This is a genomic window from Solimonas fluminis, from assembly GCF_002930645.1.
Classification (GTDB): Bacteria; Pseudomonadota; Gammaproteobacteria; order Nevskiales; family Nevskiaceae; genus Solimonas_A; species Solimonas_A fluminis.
On the sequence record NZ_PSNW01000020.1, the window covers coordinates 1 to 15,909 of the forward strand.

At 64.7% G+C, this 15,909-nt stretch carries 13 protein-coding genes and 1 tRNA gene; all 14 read left to right on the top strand.

The annotated features are described in order from the left end of the window. On the top strand, positions 1-123 hold a 123-nt coding region (locus tag C3942_RS21440), incomplete at its 5' end, for an EF-Tu C-terminal domain-related protein (protein ID WP_494546241.1). Positions 124-201: 78 nt separating this feature from the next. Beyond that, positions 202-277, top strand: a tRNA-Trp gene (locus C3942_RS21445). 114 nt (positions 278-391) lie between these two features. Then, positions 392-709, top strand: a complete 318-nt coding sequence (gene secE, locus C3942_RS21450; protein WP_243393705.1) for a preprotein translocase subunit SecE — start codon at positions 392-394, stop codon at positions 707-709. 1 nt (position 710) lies between these two features. Beyond that, complete coding sequence (gene nusG, locus C3942_RS21455) at positions 711-1,244, top strand: transcription termination/antitermination protein NusG (protein ID WP_104232421.1); 534 nt, start codon at positions 711-713, stop codon at positions 1,242-1,244. 109 nt (positions 1,245-1,353) lie between these two features. Then, on the top strand, positions 1,354-1,785 hold the full coding sequence (gene rplK / locus C3942_RS21460; RefSeq protein WP_104232422.1) for a 50S ribosomal protein L11: 432 nt from the start codon (positions 1,354-1,356) through the stop codon (positions 1,783-1,785). A gap of 3 nt (positions 1,786-1,788) precedes the next feature. Next, positions 1,789-2,484, top strand: a complete 696-nt coding sequence (rplA, locus tag C3942_RS21465) for a 50S ribosomal protein L1 (RefSeq protein WP_104232423.1) — start codon at positions 1,789-1,791, stop codon at positions 2,482-2,484. A gap of 215 nt (positions 2,485-2,699) precedes the next feature. Beyond that, on the top strand, positions 2,700-3,227 hold the full coding sequence (gene rplJ, locus C3942_RS21470) for a 50S ribosomal protein L10 (RefSeq protein WP_104232424.1): 528 nt from the start codon (positions 2,700-2,702) through the stop codon (positions 3,225-3,227). A gap of 56 nt (positions 3,228-3,283) precedes the next feature. Beyond that, entirely contained in the window at positions 3,284-3,664 is a 381-nt protein-coding gene (rplL, locus tag C3942_RS21475; protein WP_104232425.1) for a 50S ribosomal protein L7/L12, read from the top strand. Positions 3,665-3,873: 209 nt separating this feature from the next. Then, the gene (gene rpoB / locus C3942_RS21480) at positions 3,874-8,025 is read left to right on the top strand and encodes a DNA-directed RNA polymerase subunit beta (protein WP_104232426.1); all 4,152 of its coding nucleotides are present in this window, start codon (positions 3,874-3,876) and stop codon (positions 8,023-8,025) included. A gap of 31 nt (positions 8,026-8,056) precedes the next feature. Then, on the top strand, positions 8,057-12,343 hold the full coding sequence (gene rpoC, locus C3942_RS21485) for a DNA-directed RNA polymerase subunit beta' (RefSeq protein ID WP_104232427.1): 4,287 nt from the start codon (positions 8,057-8,059) through the stop codon (positions 12,341-12,343). Positions 12,344-12,661: 318 nt separating this feature from the next. Further along, positions 12,662-13,066: a 30S ribosomal protein S12 gene (rpsL, locus tag C3942_RS21490; protein WP_104232428.1), complete on the top strand. Its 405-nt coding sequence runs from the start codon at positions 12,662-12,664 to the stop codon at positions 13,064-13,066. A 65-nt stretch (positions 13,067-13,131) separates the two neighbouring features. Further along, complete coding sequence (gene rpsG / locus C3942_RS21495; RefSeq protein WP_104232429.1) at positions 13,132-13,605, top strand: 30S ribosomal protein S7; 474 nt, start codon at positions 13,132-13,134, stop codon at positions 13,603-13,605. Between the two features lie 38 nt (positions 13,606-13,643). Continuing rightward, positions 13,644-15,734 carry an elongation factor G gene (gene fusA / locus C3942_RS21500; protein WP_104232430.1) on the top strand — a complete coding sequence of 697 codons (2,091 nt, stop codon included), beginning with the start codon at positions 13,644-13,646 and terminating at the stop codon, positions 15,732-15,734. A 52-nt stretch (positions 15,735-15,786) separates the two neighbouring features. Continuing rightward, positions 15,787-15,909, top strand: a 123-nt coding sequence (locus C3942_RS21505) for a GTP-binding protein (RefSeq protein WP_243393582.1), incomplete at its 3' end; no start/stop codon positions are given.

A 15,909-nucleotide genomic window follows, 5' to 3' on the forward strand; every position in this document is an offset into this window, starting at 1 on the left:
GACAACGTCCAGATGACGGTTGAGCTGATCAACCCGATCGCCATGGAAGAGGGTGTTCGTTTCGCCATCCGCGAGGGCGGTCGTACCGTCGGCGCCGGCGTCGTCACCAAGATCCTGGCCTAAATCGTCAGTGTTTTGACAGGCGGGCGCGGATTCAAATAGAATCCGCGCCCCTTTTTGGCTTTCCGCGGTAGATAACGTAGGGCGATAGCTCAACTGGTAGAGCGGCGGTCTCCAAAACCGCAGGTTGGGGGTTCGAAACCCTCTCGCCCTGCCATACCAGCGTTAAAGCACCGCGCGACTGACGAGTTGACCAGGGTTCATGGATACCCAAACCACTGAACAACAAGCCGTTTCCTCTCACAAGGATACGCTTCTGCTGATTGCTGCCGTGGCCCTGCTGCTCGGCGGCATGGTCGCGTTCTATGCCTTTGCCGAGGCCCCCCTGCTGGTCCGCTGGCTGGCGATGCTGGGCGGCCTGGCCGCCGGCCTGTTCGTGGCCTACCAGGCTGCGCCGGGCAAGGCGCTCTGGGGCTACGTGACCGGCGCCCGCACCGAACTGCGCAAGGTGGTCTGGCCCAGCCGCCAGGAAAGCATCCAGGCCACGCTGATGATCGCCGTCGTCGTGCTGATCATGGCCGTGCTGCTCTGGGGCCTGGACTCTGCCCTGCTGTGGGGCGTCGAAAAACTCACCGGCCGGGGCTCCTGAGATGACCATGCGCTGGTACGTGGTTCACGCCTATTCGCAGTACGAGAATTCCGTCATGCGGGCCCTGAAGGAGCGCATCGCGCGCCAGGGCCTGCAGGACCAGTTCGGCGACATCCTGGTCCCGACCGAAGAGGTCGTGGAGATCAAGGACGGCGTCAAGCGCACGACGGAGCGCAAGTTCTTCCCGGGCTACGTGCTCGTTCAGATGGAAATGAACGAAGACACCTGGCACCTGGTGAAGAACACGCCCAAGGTGATGGGCTTCATCGGCGGCACGCCGGACCGTCCGGCGCCGATTTCCGACAAGGAAGCCGAGAAGATCCTCAACCGCGTCACCGAGTCCGTCGAGAAGCCGCGTCCCAAGACGCTGTTCGAGCCGGGCGAGGCGATCCGCGTCAAGGAGGGCCCGTTCGCGGACTTCCAGGGCGTGGTCGAAGAGGTCAACTACGACAAGAACCGCCTGCGCGTCGCAGTGCTGATCTTCGGTCGTTCGACCCCGGTGGAATTGGAGTTCAGTCAGGTCGAGAAGGCCTGATCAGGAAGTGCTGAGGACTAAGCGCTGAGAACCAAGTACTCAGCACCGAGCACTCAGCACTATTTTTCAAGGGGAGCCGCAAGGCGTTCGTACCCATCAGGAGTAGCACATGGCTAAGAAAGTAACGGCCTACATCAAGCTGCAGATCCCTGCAGGCAAGGCCAACCCGGCGCCGCCGGTCGGTCCCGCGCTGGGCCAGAACGGCGTCAACATCATGGCGTTCTGCAAGGAGTTCAACGCAGCGACGCAGAAGCTGGAGCCGGGCATCCCGACTCCGGTCGTGATCACGGTCTATTCGGACAAGAGCTTCACGTTCATCACCAAGACGGCTCCGGCCACGGTGCTGATCAAGAAGGCTGCCGGCATCGAGTCCGGTTCGCCGACCCCGCACACCAAGAAGGTGGGCAAGATCACCAAGAAGCAGGTCGAAGAGATCGCCAAGATCAAGATGCCTGACCTGAACGCCGGCAGCATGGACGCCGCAATGCGCCTGATCGCCGGTTCCGCCCGTTCCATGGGCATCGACGTGGTGGAGAAGTAAGCCATGGCGAAGATCACCAAGAAGGAAAAGGCCCTGGCCGGCAAGGTCGAGCAGGGCAAGCACTACAGCCTCGAGCAGGCCATCGCCCTGATCAAGGAGTGCGCCACCGCCAAGTTCAAGGAGTCGGTCGACGTCTCCATCAACCTGGGCGTGGATGCCAAGAAGTCCGACCAGAACGTCCGCGGCTCCACCGTGCTGCCGCACGGCAACGGCAAGTCGGTCCGCGTCGCCGTGTTCGCGCAGGGCGCCAAGGCTGAGGAAGCCAAGGCCGCCGGCGCCGACGCCGTGGGCATGGAAGACCTGGCCGCCAAGATGAAGGACGGCGACCTGAGCTACCAGGTCGTGATCGCCGAACCGGCCGCGATGCGCATCGTCGGCGGCCTGGGCCAGGTGCTCGGTCCCCGCGGCCTGATGCCGAACCCGAAGACCGGCACGGTGACCCCGGATGTCGCCGGCGCGGTGAAGAACGCCAAGGCCGGTATGGCCAAGTTCCGCACCGACAAGGCGGGCATCCTGCACTGCTCGATCGGCTCCGCCAACTTCGACGCCGACAAGATCAAGGACAACCTGATCGCCGTCGTGCGCGACGTGCGCCGCGCCAAGCCGGCCACGTCCAAGGGCGTCTACATCAAGAAGGTGACCCTGTCGACGACGATGGGTCCCGGCGTGCGCGTCGACGTCTCGTCGCTGCCGGAGTAAGCGGTATTGGATCAGGCACCGGGGCGGATCCCGGTGCCTGGGATGAATTTGGTAGCGTGGTGTGAAAGCCACGCCGTCAAAGACCGTATGTAGGAACCGGCTTGCCGGGGATGTTAAAGGCCGCAAGGCCGCATACGCAGACGGTGCGTGAGCACCGAACAATGGTGGTCCGACCCGCAAGGGAAGGGCCTTATCGGAAGTAACCAGGAGTTCTGATGGCACTCAAGCTGGAAGACAAGAAGGCCCTGGTTGCGGAAGTGAACGAAGTCGCCAAGCGCGCCTACTCCGCCGTTGCGGCGGAATACCGCGGCCTGACGGCCGGCAAGTTCGACATCCTGCGCACGAAGGCCCGCGAGAGCGGCGTCTACCTGCACGTGGTGAAGAACACGCTGGCTGCCCGCGCCGTGGAAGGCACCGATTTCGCGTGCCTTGCGCCCGCGCTGGTCGGTCCGCTGGTGCTCGGTTTCTCCCTCGAGGAGCCGGGTGCCGTGGGTCGCGTGATCAGGGACTTCGCCAAGGACAACGACAAGCTTGTCGTCAAGGCGGTTGCGGTCGGCGGCACCCTCTACGGGGCCAAGGACATCGAACGCCTGGCGTCCATGCCGACCCGCGAGCAGGCACTGGCCATTCTGGCCGGCACGCTCAAGGCGCCGGTTGCCAAGCTCGCCGCCACCCTGGCGGAGCCCGCCGCGAAGGCTGCCCGTGCCGTCAAGGCCGTGGCGGACTCCAAGCAGGCTGCCTAAGTTCGCTTTCACAAGTTTCGGCTTTTCACACTTAAACATTTTTTGGAGTTTCACAAATGGCTACGAAAGAAGAAATTCTTGACGGCATTGCCAACCTGACCGTTCTGGATCTGGTTGACCTGGTCAAGATGATCGAAGACAAGTTCGGCGTGACCGCCGCCGCTCCGGTGGCTGTCGCCGCCGCCGCCGGCCCGGCTGCTGCCGCCGCCCCGGTCGAAGAGAAGACCGAGTTCACCGTCGTTCTGGCCGGCATCGACGCCGCCAAGAAGGTCGGCATCATCAAGGTCGTGCGCGAGCTGACCGGCCTGGGCCTGAAGGAAGCCAAGGACCTGGTCGAGGGCGCGCCCCAGACCGTGAAGGACGGCGTCGACAAGAAGACCGCCGAAGACTTCAAGAAGAAGCTGGAAGAAGCCGGCGGCAAGGTCGACCTCAAGTAATCGACCGCGTCATTGGCTTCGACTGTTTCTTCGAAGTGACAAGGCAAGGGCTGGGCGCGAAAGCGCCCGGCCTCTTGCCATTTTCGGTTTCACGCCCGCAAGGGCGCGGGCATGGCGAATTCAAACGCCTGACAAAGACGTCAGCCGTTTGAATTTGAAGTTTTGTTTGTGATCGCGCCTCTTTGGCGCAAAGACTGATGAGGGTTCCGATGGCCTACTCGTTCACCGAGAAAAAGCGCATCCGCAAGGACTTCAGCAAGCTGAAGGAAACGCTGGAAATCCCGTACCTGCTGGCGACGCAGATCGACTCCTACAGGGACTTCCTGCAGGCCGAGATCCAGCCCGCCAAGCGCCGCGATGCGGGTCTGCAGGCTTCGTTCCGCTCCGTGTTCCCGATGGTGAGCTACAACAATGCCGCCGCGCTGGAATTCGTGAAGTACCGCCTCGACGAGCCGGTGTTCGAGGAGAAGGAATGCCGCGTGCGCGGCATGACCTATGCCGCCCCGCTGAAGGTGACGGTGCGCCTGGTGATCTTCGACCGCGAGTCGAAGGAGCGCAAGGTCAAGGACGTCCGCGAGCAGGAGGTCTACCTGGGCGAAGTGCCCCTGATGACCGACCACGGCACCTTCATCATCAACGGCACCGAGCGCGTCGTGGTGTCGCAGCTGCACCGCTCGCCCGGCGTGTTCTTCGACCACGACAAGGGCAAGACCCACAGCTCCGGCAAGCTGCTGTACTCCGCCCGCATCATTCCGTACCGCGGCTCCTGGCTGGACTTCGAGTTCGACCCGAAGGACAACCTGTTCGCCCGTATCGACCGCCGCCGCAAGCTGCCGGTCTCCATCGTGCTGCGCGCGCTGGGCTACAACAACGAGCAGATGCTCGCGCTGTTCCACGAGCAGAACACCTTCCGCCTGGAGAAGGAAGGCGCCAGCCTCGACCTGATCCCGGAACGCCTGAAGGGCGAGAAGGCGCAGTTCGACATCGTCGCCGACGGCAAGGTGCTGGTCGAAGAGAGCAAGCTGATCACCGCCCGCCACATCAAGATGATCGCCGAGGCCGGCCTGAAGCGCCTGTCCGTGCCCGACAGCTACCTGGTGGGCAAGATCATCGCGCGCGACCTGGTGGACGCGAGCTCGGGCGAGGTGCTGGCCGCGGCCAACACCGAGATCACCGAGGCCATGCTGCCGAAGCTGCGCGCCGCCGGCATCAAGGAAATCCCGGCCCTCTACGTCAATGACGTGGACAAGGGGCCGTACATCTCCACCACCCTGAACATCGATCCGACCAAGACCAAGCTGGAAGCCCTGGTCGAGATCTACCGCATGATGCGCCCCGGCGAGCCGCCGACCAAGGAAGCGGCCGAGGCCCTGTTCCACGGCATGTTCTTCTCGCCCGAGAAGTACGACCTGTCGGCCGTGGGCCGCATGAAGTTCAACCGCCGCCTGCGCCGCGACACCGTCGAGGGCCCGGGCGTGGTGTACGACGGCGAGCTGTTCGCCAAGCTGCCGGACGAGAACGCCAAGAAGCTGTTCGCGCAGTTCGGCAGGGACAAGTCCGACATCGTCGACGTGGTGCGCGAGATCATCGCCATCCGCAACGGCGAGCAGCAGACCGACGACATCGACCACCTCGGCAACCGCCGCATCCGCGCGGTGGGCGAGATGACCGAGAACGTGTTCCGCACCGGCCTGGTGCGCGTGGAGCGCGCCGTGCGCGAGCGCCTGGCGCTGGCCGAGGCCGAGAACCTGACCCCGCAGGACCTGATCAACGCCAAGCCCGTCAGCGCCGCGATCAAGGAATTCTTCGGCTCGTCGCAGCTGTCGCAGTTCATGGACCAGAACAACCCGCTGTCGGAGGTCACGCACAAGCGCCGCGTGTCCGCCCTCGGCCCGGGTGGCCTGACCCGCGAGCGCGCCGGCTTCGAAGTCCGCGACGTGCACCCGACCCACTACGGCCGCGTCTGCCCGATCGAAACGCCCGAAGGCCCGAACATCGGCCTGATCAACTCGCTGGCCTGCTATGCCCGCACCAACGAGTACGGCTTCCTCGAGACCGCCTACCGCAAGGTCGTCGACGGCAAGGTCACCGACCAGGTCGAGTACCTGTCGGCCATCGAGGAAGGCCGCTACGTCATCGCCCAGGCGAACTCGGAGCTCAACGCCAAGAACCAGTTCACCGCCGAGCTGGTGTCGGTCCGCTTCCAGAACGAATTCACCATGATGGGCCCGGACAAGGTCCAGTACATGGACGTGTCGCCGCGCCAGATCGTGTCGGTCGCCGCCGCGCTGATCCCGTTCCTGGAGCATGACGACGCCAACCGCGCGCTGATGGGCTCGAACATGCAGCGCCAGGCGGTCCCGACGCTGCGCGCCGACAAGCCGCTGGTCGGCACCGGCATCGAGCGCCGCGTGGCGGTCGACTCCGGCAACGCCATCCAGGCGCGCCGTGGCGGCGTGGTCGACAAGGTCGACGCCGGCCGCGTGGTCATCCGCGTGAACGACGACGAGACCATCGCCGGCGAAGCGGGCGTGGACATCTACAACTTCGTCAAGTACGTCCGCTCCAACCAGAACACCTGCATCAACCAGAAGCCGATCGTGAAGCCGGGCGACGTCGTCGCGCGCGGCGACGTGATCGCCGACGGTCCTTCGACCGACCTGGGCGAGCTGGCGCTGGGCCAGAACATGCTGATCGCGTTCATGCCCTGGAACGGCTACAACTTCGAGGACTCGATCCTGATCTCGGAGCGCGTCGTCGAGGAAGACCGCTTCACCACGATCCACATCGAAGAGCTGACCTGCGTTGCCCGCGAAACCAAGCTGGGCCCCGAGGAAATCACCGCCGACATCCCGAACGTCAACGAAGCCGCCCTGCGCAAGCTGGACGAAGCCGGCATCGTCTACATCGGCGCCGAGGTCAAGGCCGGCGACCTGCTCTGCGGCAAGGTCACCCCGAAGGGCGAGACCCAGCTGACGCCGGAAGAGAAGCTGCTGCGCGCGATCTTCGGCGAGAAGGCCAGCGACGTGAAGGACACCTCGCTGCGCGTGCCGGCCGGCATGGACGGCACCGTCATCGACGTGCGCGTGTTCACCCGCGAGGGCGTCAAGAAGGACAAGCGCGCCCTGGCGATCGAGGAGGCCGAGCTGGCTTCCGTGCGCAAGGACCTCAACGACCAGCAGCGCATCTTCGAGGACGACATCTACGACCGTCTGCGCAAGATCCTGCTGAACAAGACCGCCGACGGCGGTCCCAACAAGCTGAAGAAGGGCGAGAAGGTCACCGCGGCCTACCTCGACGGCATCGAGCGCGAGAAGTGGTTCGAGATCCGCCTGCAGGAGGACGAGGTCCAGAACCAGCTGGAAGGCGCCGCCAAGCAGCTCAAGGACATGCGCTCGGAGTTCGACAAGCGCTACGAGAACAAGAAGCGCAAGATCACCGCCGGCGACGAGCTGTCCCCGGGCGTGCTGAAGATGGTCAAGGTCTACCTGGCCGTGAAGCGCCGCATCCAGCCGGGCGACAAGATGGCCGGCCGCCACGGCAACAAGGGCGTGATCTCGCAGATCGTCCCGGTCGAGGACATGCCGCACATGGACGACGGCACCCCTGTCGACATCGTGCTGAACCCGCTGGGCGTGCCTTCGCGCATGAACATCGGCCAGCTGCTCGAGGTTCACCTCGGCTGGGCCGCCAAGGGCATCGGCAAGAAGATCGACGAGATGCTCAAGCAGCAGAAGGCCGTGGCCGAGCTGCGCAAGTTCCTCGACAAGGTCTACAACAAGACCGGCAAGGGCTCGCAGGTCGTCGAACTCGACCAGTTCTCCGACGAGGAGATCGTCAACCTGGCGCGCAACCTCACCGGCGGCGTGCCGATGTCGACCCCGGTGTTCGACGGCGCCGCCGAAGAAGAGCTGAAGGACATGCTGGAGCTGGCGGGCCGCCCGCGCAACGGCCAGTCCACCCTCACCGACGGCCGCACCGGCGAGCAGTTCTCGCGCCAGGTCACGGTCGGCTACATGTACATGCTGAAGCTGAACCACCTGGTCGACGACAAGATGCACGCCCGTTCGACCGGTCCGTACTCGCTCGTCACCCAGCAGCCGCTGGGCGGCAAGGCCCAGTTCGGCGGTCAGCGCTTCGGCGAAATGGAAGTCTGGGCGCTGGAAGCCTACGGCGCCGCCTACACGCTGCAGGAAATGCTGACGGTGAAGTCCGACGACACCAACGGCCGCACCCGCATGTACAAGGCCATCGTCGACGGCGATCACCGCATGCACGCCGGCATGCCGGAGTCGTTCAACGTGCTGGTCAAGGAAATCCGCTCGATCGGTCTGAACATCGAGCTGGAACAGAACCAGTAAGGCGAACCCGGACGGAATTCAGGAGTTACCCATGAAAGAACTGTTTAACCTGCTCCGCAATCCCGAGGAAGCCGAGGACTTCGACGCCATCAAGATTGGCCTGTCGTCGCCCGAGGTGATCCGGTCCTGGTCGTACGGCGAGGTCAAGAAGCCGGAAACGATCAACTACCGCACCTTCAAGCCGGAGCGCGACGGCCTGTTCTGCGCCAAGATCTTCGGGCCGATCAAGGACTACGAGTGCCTCTGCGGCAAGTACAAGCGCCTCAAGCACCGCGGCGTGGTCTGCGAGAAGTGCGGCGTGGAAGTCACCGTGACCAAGGTGCGCCGCGAGCGCATGGGCCACATCGACCTGGCCTCGCCCGTCGCCCACATCTGGTTCCTGAAGTCGCTGCCCAGCCGCATCGGCCTGCTGCTGGACATGCCGCTGCGCGCCATCGAGCGCGTGCTGTACTTCGAAGCGCACATCGTGGTGGATCCGGGCCTGACTCCGCTGGAGAAGGGCACGCTGCTGACGGAAGAGGACTACCTCAACAACGTCGAGCAGCACGGCGACGACTTCGACGCCCGCATGGGTGCCGAGGCCGTGCATGACCTGCTCAAGGGCATCGACCTGCAGAAGGAAGCGATGCGCCTGCGCGAGGAGCTGGCCGGCACCACGTCCGAGACCAAGCTCAAGAAGCTCGGCAAGCGCCTCAAGCTGATCGAATACTTCATCTCCTCGGGCAACCGTCCGGAGTGGATGATCCTGACCGTGCTGCCGGTGCTGCCGCCGGACCTGCGCCCGCTGGTGCCGCTGGACGGCGGCCGCTTCGCGACGTCGGACCTGAACGACCTGTACCGCCGCGTCATCAACCGCAACAACCGCCTCAAGCGCCTGCTCGAGCTGACCGCGCCGGACATCATCGTGCGCAACGAAAAGCGCATGCTGCAGGAGTCGGTGGACGCCCTGATCGACAACGGCCGCCGCGGCCGCGCGATCACCGGCACCAACAAGCGCCCGCTCAAGTCGCTGGCCGACATGATCAAGGGCAAGCAGGGCCGCTTCCGCCAGAACCTGCTGGGCAAGCGCGTCGACTACTCCGGCCGTTCGGTCATCGTGGTCGGCCCGACGCTGAAGCTGCACCAGTGCGGCCTGCCGAAGAAGATGGCGCTGGAGCTGTTCAAGCCCTTCGTCTTCTCGCGCCTGCAGCGCCTGGGCATCGCCACCACCATCAAGGCCGCCAAGAAGATGGTGGAGCGCGAGGAGCCGGTGGTCTGGGACGCGCTGGAAGAGTGCATCAAGGAACATCCGGTGCTGCTGAACCGCGCGCCGACCCTGCACCGCCTGGGCATCCAGGCCTTCGAGCCGATCCTGATCGAAGGCAAGGCCATCAACCTGCATCCGCTGGTCTGCACGGCGTTCAACGCCGACTTCGACGGCGACCAGATGGCCGTCCACGTGCCGCTGTCGCTGGAAGCGCAGATCGAAGCGCGCGTGCTGATGATGTCGACCAACAACATCCTGTCGCCGGCCTCGGGTGATCCGATCATCGTGCCGTCGCAGGACGTCATCCTCGGTCTGTACTGGCTGTCCCGCGAGCGCGTCAACGCCAAGGGCGAGGGCATGGTCCTGTCCGACGTCTCGGAAGTGCACCGCGCCTACGAGAACGGCGAGCTGGACCTGCAGGCCAAGATCAAGGTGCGCCTGAAGGACGTCACCGAGGCGGGCGAGAAGATCACCCACCTGGTCGACACCACCACCGGCCGCGCCCTGCTGTCCGACATCCTGCCGGAGACCATTCCGTTCTCGGTCATCAACAAGACCCTGACGAAGAAGGAAATCGGCCGCATCATCAACTATGTGTACCGCAAGGCCGGCACCAAGGACACCGTCGTGTTCGCCGACCAGATCATGTACACGGGCTTCCGCATGTCGACCAAGGCGGGCATCTCGTTCTGCCTCGACGACATCATCGTGCCGGAAGAGAAGGCCCACATCCTCGAGGCCGCCGAGACCAAGGTCAAGGAAGTCGACACCGAGTACAACCAGGGCCTGACCACCCAGGGCGAGCGCAAGAACCGCGTCATCGACATCTGGTCGCGCGCCAACGACGACATCTCCAAGGCGATGATGGCGCGCATCGGCAGCGAAGCGGTGAAGACCCGCGACGGCAAGGACGCCAAGCAGCCGTCCTTCAACTCCGTGTTCATGATGGCCGACTCCGGCGCGCGTGGCAGCCAGGCGCAGATCCGCCAGCTCGCCGGCATGCGCGGCCTGATGGCCAAGCCGGACGGCTCGATCATCGAGACGCCGATCACCGCGAACTTCCGCGAGGGTCTGAACGTCCTGCAGTACTTCATCTCGACCCACGGCGCCCGCAAGGGCCTCGCGGACACCGCGCTCAAGACCGCCAACTCGGGCTACCTGACCCGCCGCCTGGTGGACGTGGCCCAGGACATGGTCGTCACCGGCCAGGACTGCGGCACCGAGCACGGCCTGCTGATGATGCCGATCGTGGAAGGCGGCGACATCCTCGAGCCGCTGCGCGACCGCGTGCTGGGCCGCGTGGTCCTGCGCGACGTCTACAAGCCGGGCGGCGACGACGAAGTCGTCATCCCGCAGGGCACCATGATCGACGAGCATTGGGCCGACACGCTGGAAAAGAACAGCGTGGACGAAGTCTGGGTCCGTTCGCCGATCACCTGCGAACTGCCCTTCGGCGTCTGCGGCAAGTGCTACGGCCGCGACCTGGCCCGTGGCCACATCGTCAACATCGGCGAAGCGGTCGGCGTCATCGCCGCCCAGTCGATCGGCGAGCCGGGCACCCAGCTGACCATGCGTACCTTCCACGTCGGCGGCGCGGCTTCGCGTGCGGCCTCGAAGGACGGCGTGGACGCGCGTGCCGCCGGCACCGCGCGCCTGCACAACATCAAGACCGTCACCAACAAGGACGGCCAGCTGGTGGCCGTGTCGCGTTCCGGTGAAATCGGCGTGATCGACGCCCAGGGCCGCGAGCGCGAGCGCTACAAGATCCCCTACGGCGCCACCATCGTGGTGCGCGACGGCGAGGAACTGAAGGCCGGCCAGCGCCTGGCCAAGTGGGACCCGCACACCCACCCGATCATCACCGAGCTGTCGGGCTTCGCCAAGTTCCAGGACTTCCAGGAAGGCCTGACCGTGACCCGCGAGACCGACCCGCTGACGGGCATGGCCACGCTGGTCATCACCGACGCCAAGTCGCGTGGCTCGGCCGGCAAGGACATGAAGCCGACGATCATGCTGGTCGACGCCAAGGGCAAGCAGCTGAGCTTCCCGGGCACCGACATCCCGGCGGCCTACACGCTGCCGCCGAAGGCGATCATCGCGGTCGAGGACGGCGACGAAGTGGGCGTGGGCGGCGTCATCGCCCGTATCCCGCAGGAAGCCTCCAAGTCGCGCGACATCACCGGCGGTCTGCCGCGCGTCGCCGACCTGTTCGAGGCCCGCAAGCCGAAGGAGCCGGCGGTCCTGGCCGAGGCCAGCGGCACCATCAAGTTCGGTCCGGGCACCAAGGGCAAGCAGCGCATCAAGATCGTCGGCGCCGATGGCGAGGAAGTCGAGATCCTGGTGCCCAAGTGGGTGGAAATCCGCGTGTTCGAAGGTGAACACGTCGAGAAGGGCGAAATCATTTCCGACGGCGAGCCGAGCCCGCACGACATCCTGCGCCTGCAGGGCGTCACCGCGCTGGCGAACTACCTCGTCAAGGAAATCCAGGACGTCTACCGCCTGCAGGGCGTGAAGATCAACGACAAGCACATCGAGACGATCATCCGCCAGATGCTGCGCAAGGTGGAGATCACGGCGACGGGCGACACCCGTTTCCTCACCGGCGAGCAGGTCGAGATCTTCCAGGTGCTGGCCGAGAACAAGAAGGTCGCCGGCACCGGCGGCCGCCAGGCCCATTTCGATCGCCAGCTGCTCGGCATCACCAAGGCGTCGCTGTCGACCGAGTCGTTCATCTCGGCGGCCTCGTTCCAGGAAACCACCCGCGTCCTCACCGAGGCCTCGGTCCGCGGTTCCCGCGACGAGCTGCGCGGCCTGAAGGAGAACGTCATCGTCGGCCGCCTGATCCCGGCCGGCACGGGCCTGGCCTACCACGAGCAGCGCCGCAAGGCGCGTGGCGGCAGCCTGCTGGCGGACCTCCAGGCGGCGGCGCTGAACAGCACCGGCAGCTTCGAGGCCAACGCCGGCGATCGCCTGGCCGCGCGCGTCAGCGCGGCCATGGAAGATGAAGAGGCCGAGGGCAGCACGGCGGACCGTACGGGCGCCGAGGAAGAAGAGTCCTCTTCCGACGATTGAAACCGGCCGCTCCCAAGTCCGTGTTTCACGGAAAAGCCCCGCCCCGCGCGGGGCTTTTCCGTCGGGCGGGCAGGGAACGGAAGGCGACAATCCGTGATTAAAGATTGAGCTTTATAGTTTTGTTTAGTTGTTTGTAACCAGTGTCGCAGCATCGCCGGAAGGGGGTCGCAGCAAGGCCGCCACGGTGTTGACAAGTGCCTGTTTTGCCTCTCCAAAAGAGTTGACACACCAGGGCCGCCTGTCTATGATGCGCCCCCTTTCCCCGACGGGCCTCCGACTGTGGCCCGTCTTTTCTTTGTCAAGCCGGGAAGTACCAACGTGCCAACGATCAACCAGCTAGTGCGCAAGGGCCGCTCCACCCTGGAGACCAAGTCCAAAGTGCCTGCGCTCACGGGCTCGCCGCAGAAGCGCGGCGTCTGCACCCGCGTCTACACCACGACCCCCAAGAAGCCGAACTCGGCCTTGCGCAAGGTCTGCAAGGTGCGCCTGACCAACGGTTTTGAGGTCATCTCCTACATCGGCGGCGAAGGCCACAACCTTCAGGAACACTCCGTCGTGATGATCCGCGGCGGCCGTGTGAAAGATCTTCCCGGCGTGCGCTACCACACCGTCCGCGGCACCCTGGACTGCGCCGGCATCGACAAGCGCCGCCAGAGCCGTTCCAAGTACGGCGCCAAGCGTCCCAAGGCCGGTGCTGCCCCGGCGGCCGGCAAGAAGAAGTAAAGACGGGCCCAGGCCCGAGTAAGGGGCGGATTTTCCGCTCCTGAAGACCCACACAGGAATCAGATATGTCCCGTCGTCGCAAGCCGGAAATCCGCAAGGTTCTTCCCGACCCGAAGTTCAAGTCCCAGCTGCTCTCCAAGTTCATCAACATGGTGATGGAAGACGGCAAGAAGGCCGTGGCCGAAAAGATCGTCTACGGCGCGATCGACCAGGTTATCGCCAAGAAGAAGATCACCGAACCGGTCGAGTTCATCCAGAACGCTTTCGACAACGTCGCCCCGACGGTCGAGGTCAAGTCCCGCCGCGTCGGCGGCGCGACCTACCAGGTCCCGGTCGAAGTGCGCGCCACCCGCCGCACCACGCTGGCGATGCGCTGGATCCTCGATGCCGCCGGCAACCGCGGCGAGAAGGGCATGGTGGACCGCCTGGCCGGCGAGCTGATCGATGCCGTGGAGCATCGCGGCGCCGCCGTGAAGAAGCGCGAAGACACGCACCGCATGGCCGAGGCCAACAAGGCCTTCGCGCACTTCCGCTGGTAAGCAAGACTCAAACCCCCTAGGACAGACCCGAGCTTCTCATGGCACGCAATACGCCCATCGAGCGTTATCGCAACATCGGTATCTCCGCGCACATCGACGCGGGCAAGACCACCACCACCGAGCGCGTGCTGTTCTACACCGGCGTCAACCACAAGATCGGCGAAGTGCACGACGGTGCCGCGACGATGGACTGGATGGAGCAGGAGCAGGAGCGCGGCATCACCATCACCTCGGCTGCCACCACGACCTTCTGGAAGGGCATGGCGGGCCAGTTCGAGCAGCACCGCATCAACATCATCGACACCCCGGGCCACGTCGACTTCACGATCGAAGTCGAGCGCTCGATGCGCGTGCTCGACGGCGCCTGCATGCTGTACTGCGCCGTGGGCGGCGTGCAGCCCCAGTCCGAGACCGTGTGGCGCCAGGCCACCAAGTACAAGGTCCCGCGCCTCGCGTTCGTCAACAAGATGGACCGCACCGGCGCCGACTTCTTCAAGGTCTACAAGCAGATGCGCGAGAAGCTTCGCGCCAACCCGGTGCCCATCCAGATCCCCATCGGCGCCGAGGAGAAGTTCCAGGGCGTGGTCGACCTCGTCAAGATGAAGGCGATCATCTGGAACGAAGCCGACAAGGGCACCACCTTCACCTACGGCGACATCCCCGCTGACCTCCAGGCCACGGCCCAGGAGTGGCGCGAGAAGATGGTCGAGACGGCCGCCGAGGCCAGCGAAGAGCTCATGAACAAGTACCTCGAGCAGGGCGACCTGTCCGAGGAAGAGATCAAGGGCGCCCTGCGCCAGCGCACGCTGGCCATGGAAATCTTCCCGATGCTCTGCGGCTCGGCCTTCAAGAACAAGGGCGTGCAGGCCATGCTCGATGCCGTCATCGAGTACCTGCCGGCGCCGACCGACGTCCTGGCCATCAAGGGCACGAACCCGGATTCCGGCGAGGAGACCGAGCGTCACGCCTCCGACGACGAGCCGTTCTCGGCCCTGGCGTTCAAGATCATGACCGACCCGTTCGTCGGCACCCTGACCTTCATCCGCGTCTACTCGGGCGTGCTGAAGAAGGGCGACGGCGTGTACAACTCGCGCAACGGCAAGACCGAGCGTATCGGCCGCCTCGTGCAGATGCACGCCAACAACCGCGAAGAGATCGACGAAGTGCGCGCCGGCGACATCGCCGCCTGCGTCGGCCTCAAGGACGTCTACACCGGCACCACGCTGGCCGCGCAGAACAACCCGGTCATCCTGGAGCGCATGGAGTTCCCGGAGCCGGTGATCAGCCAGGCCGTGGAGCCCAAGACCAAGGCCGACCAGGAGAAGATGGGCATCGCCCTGAACCGCCTGGCCCAGGAAGATCCGTCCTTCCGCGTGCACACCGACGAAGAGTCCGGCCAGACCATCATCTCCGGCATGGGCGAGCTGCACCTCGAAATCCTCGTGGACCGCATGAAGCGCGAGTTCAAGGTCGAGGCCAACGTCGGCGCGCCGCAGGTGGCCTACCGCGAAACCATCCGCAAGAAGGTCGAGCAGGAAGGCAAGTACGCCAAGCAGTCGGGCGGCAAGGGCCAGTTCGGCCACGTCTGGCTCACCATCGAGCCGAACGAAGTGGGCAAGGGCTACGAGTTCGTCAACGAGATCGTCGGCGGCGTCATCCCCAAGGAATTCATCCCGGCGGTGGACAAGGGCCTGCGCGACGCGATCAAGACGGGCGTTCTCGCCGGCTACCCGGTGGTCGACATCAAGATCTCGCTGACCGACGGTTCGTACCACGAGGTCGACTCGTCCGAAATCGCGTTCCGCGTCGCCGCGTCCATGGCCTTCAAGGATGGCTGCAACAAGGCCAACCCGGTCCTGCTCGAGCCGATCATGGCGGTCGAAGTGGAAACCCCGGAAGACTACACCGGCGACGTCATGGGCGACCTCAACCGCCGCCGCGGCATGATCCTGGGCATGGAGGACAACTTCGGCGCCAAGGTCATCAAGGCCGAGGTCCCGCTGTCCGAGATGTTCGGTTACTCGACCTCGCTGCGCTCCATGAGCCAGGGCCGCGCGACCTACACGATGGAATTCAAGAAGTACCAGGACGCCCCGCGCAATGTCCTGGAAGCGCTGAACAAGAAGTAAGGTTTCAGACCCCGAACCGCAGTCCGCAACATCATTTTCAAGGTTAAGAGCAATGGCAAAGGAAAAATTCGAGCGCAAGAAGCCGCACGTGAACGTGGGCACGATCGGTCACGTTGACCATGGCAAGACCACGACGACGGCCGCGCTGACGAAGGTGTCTGCGGACAAGTTCGGC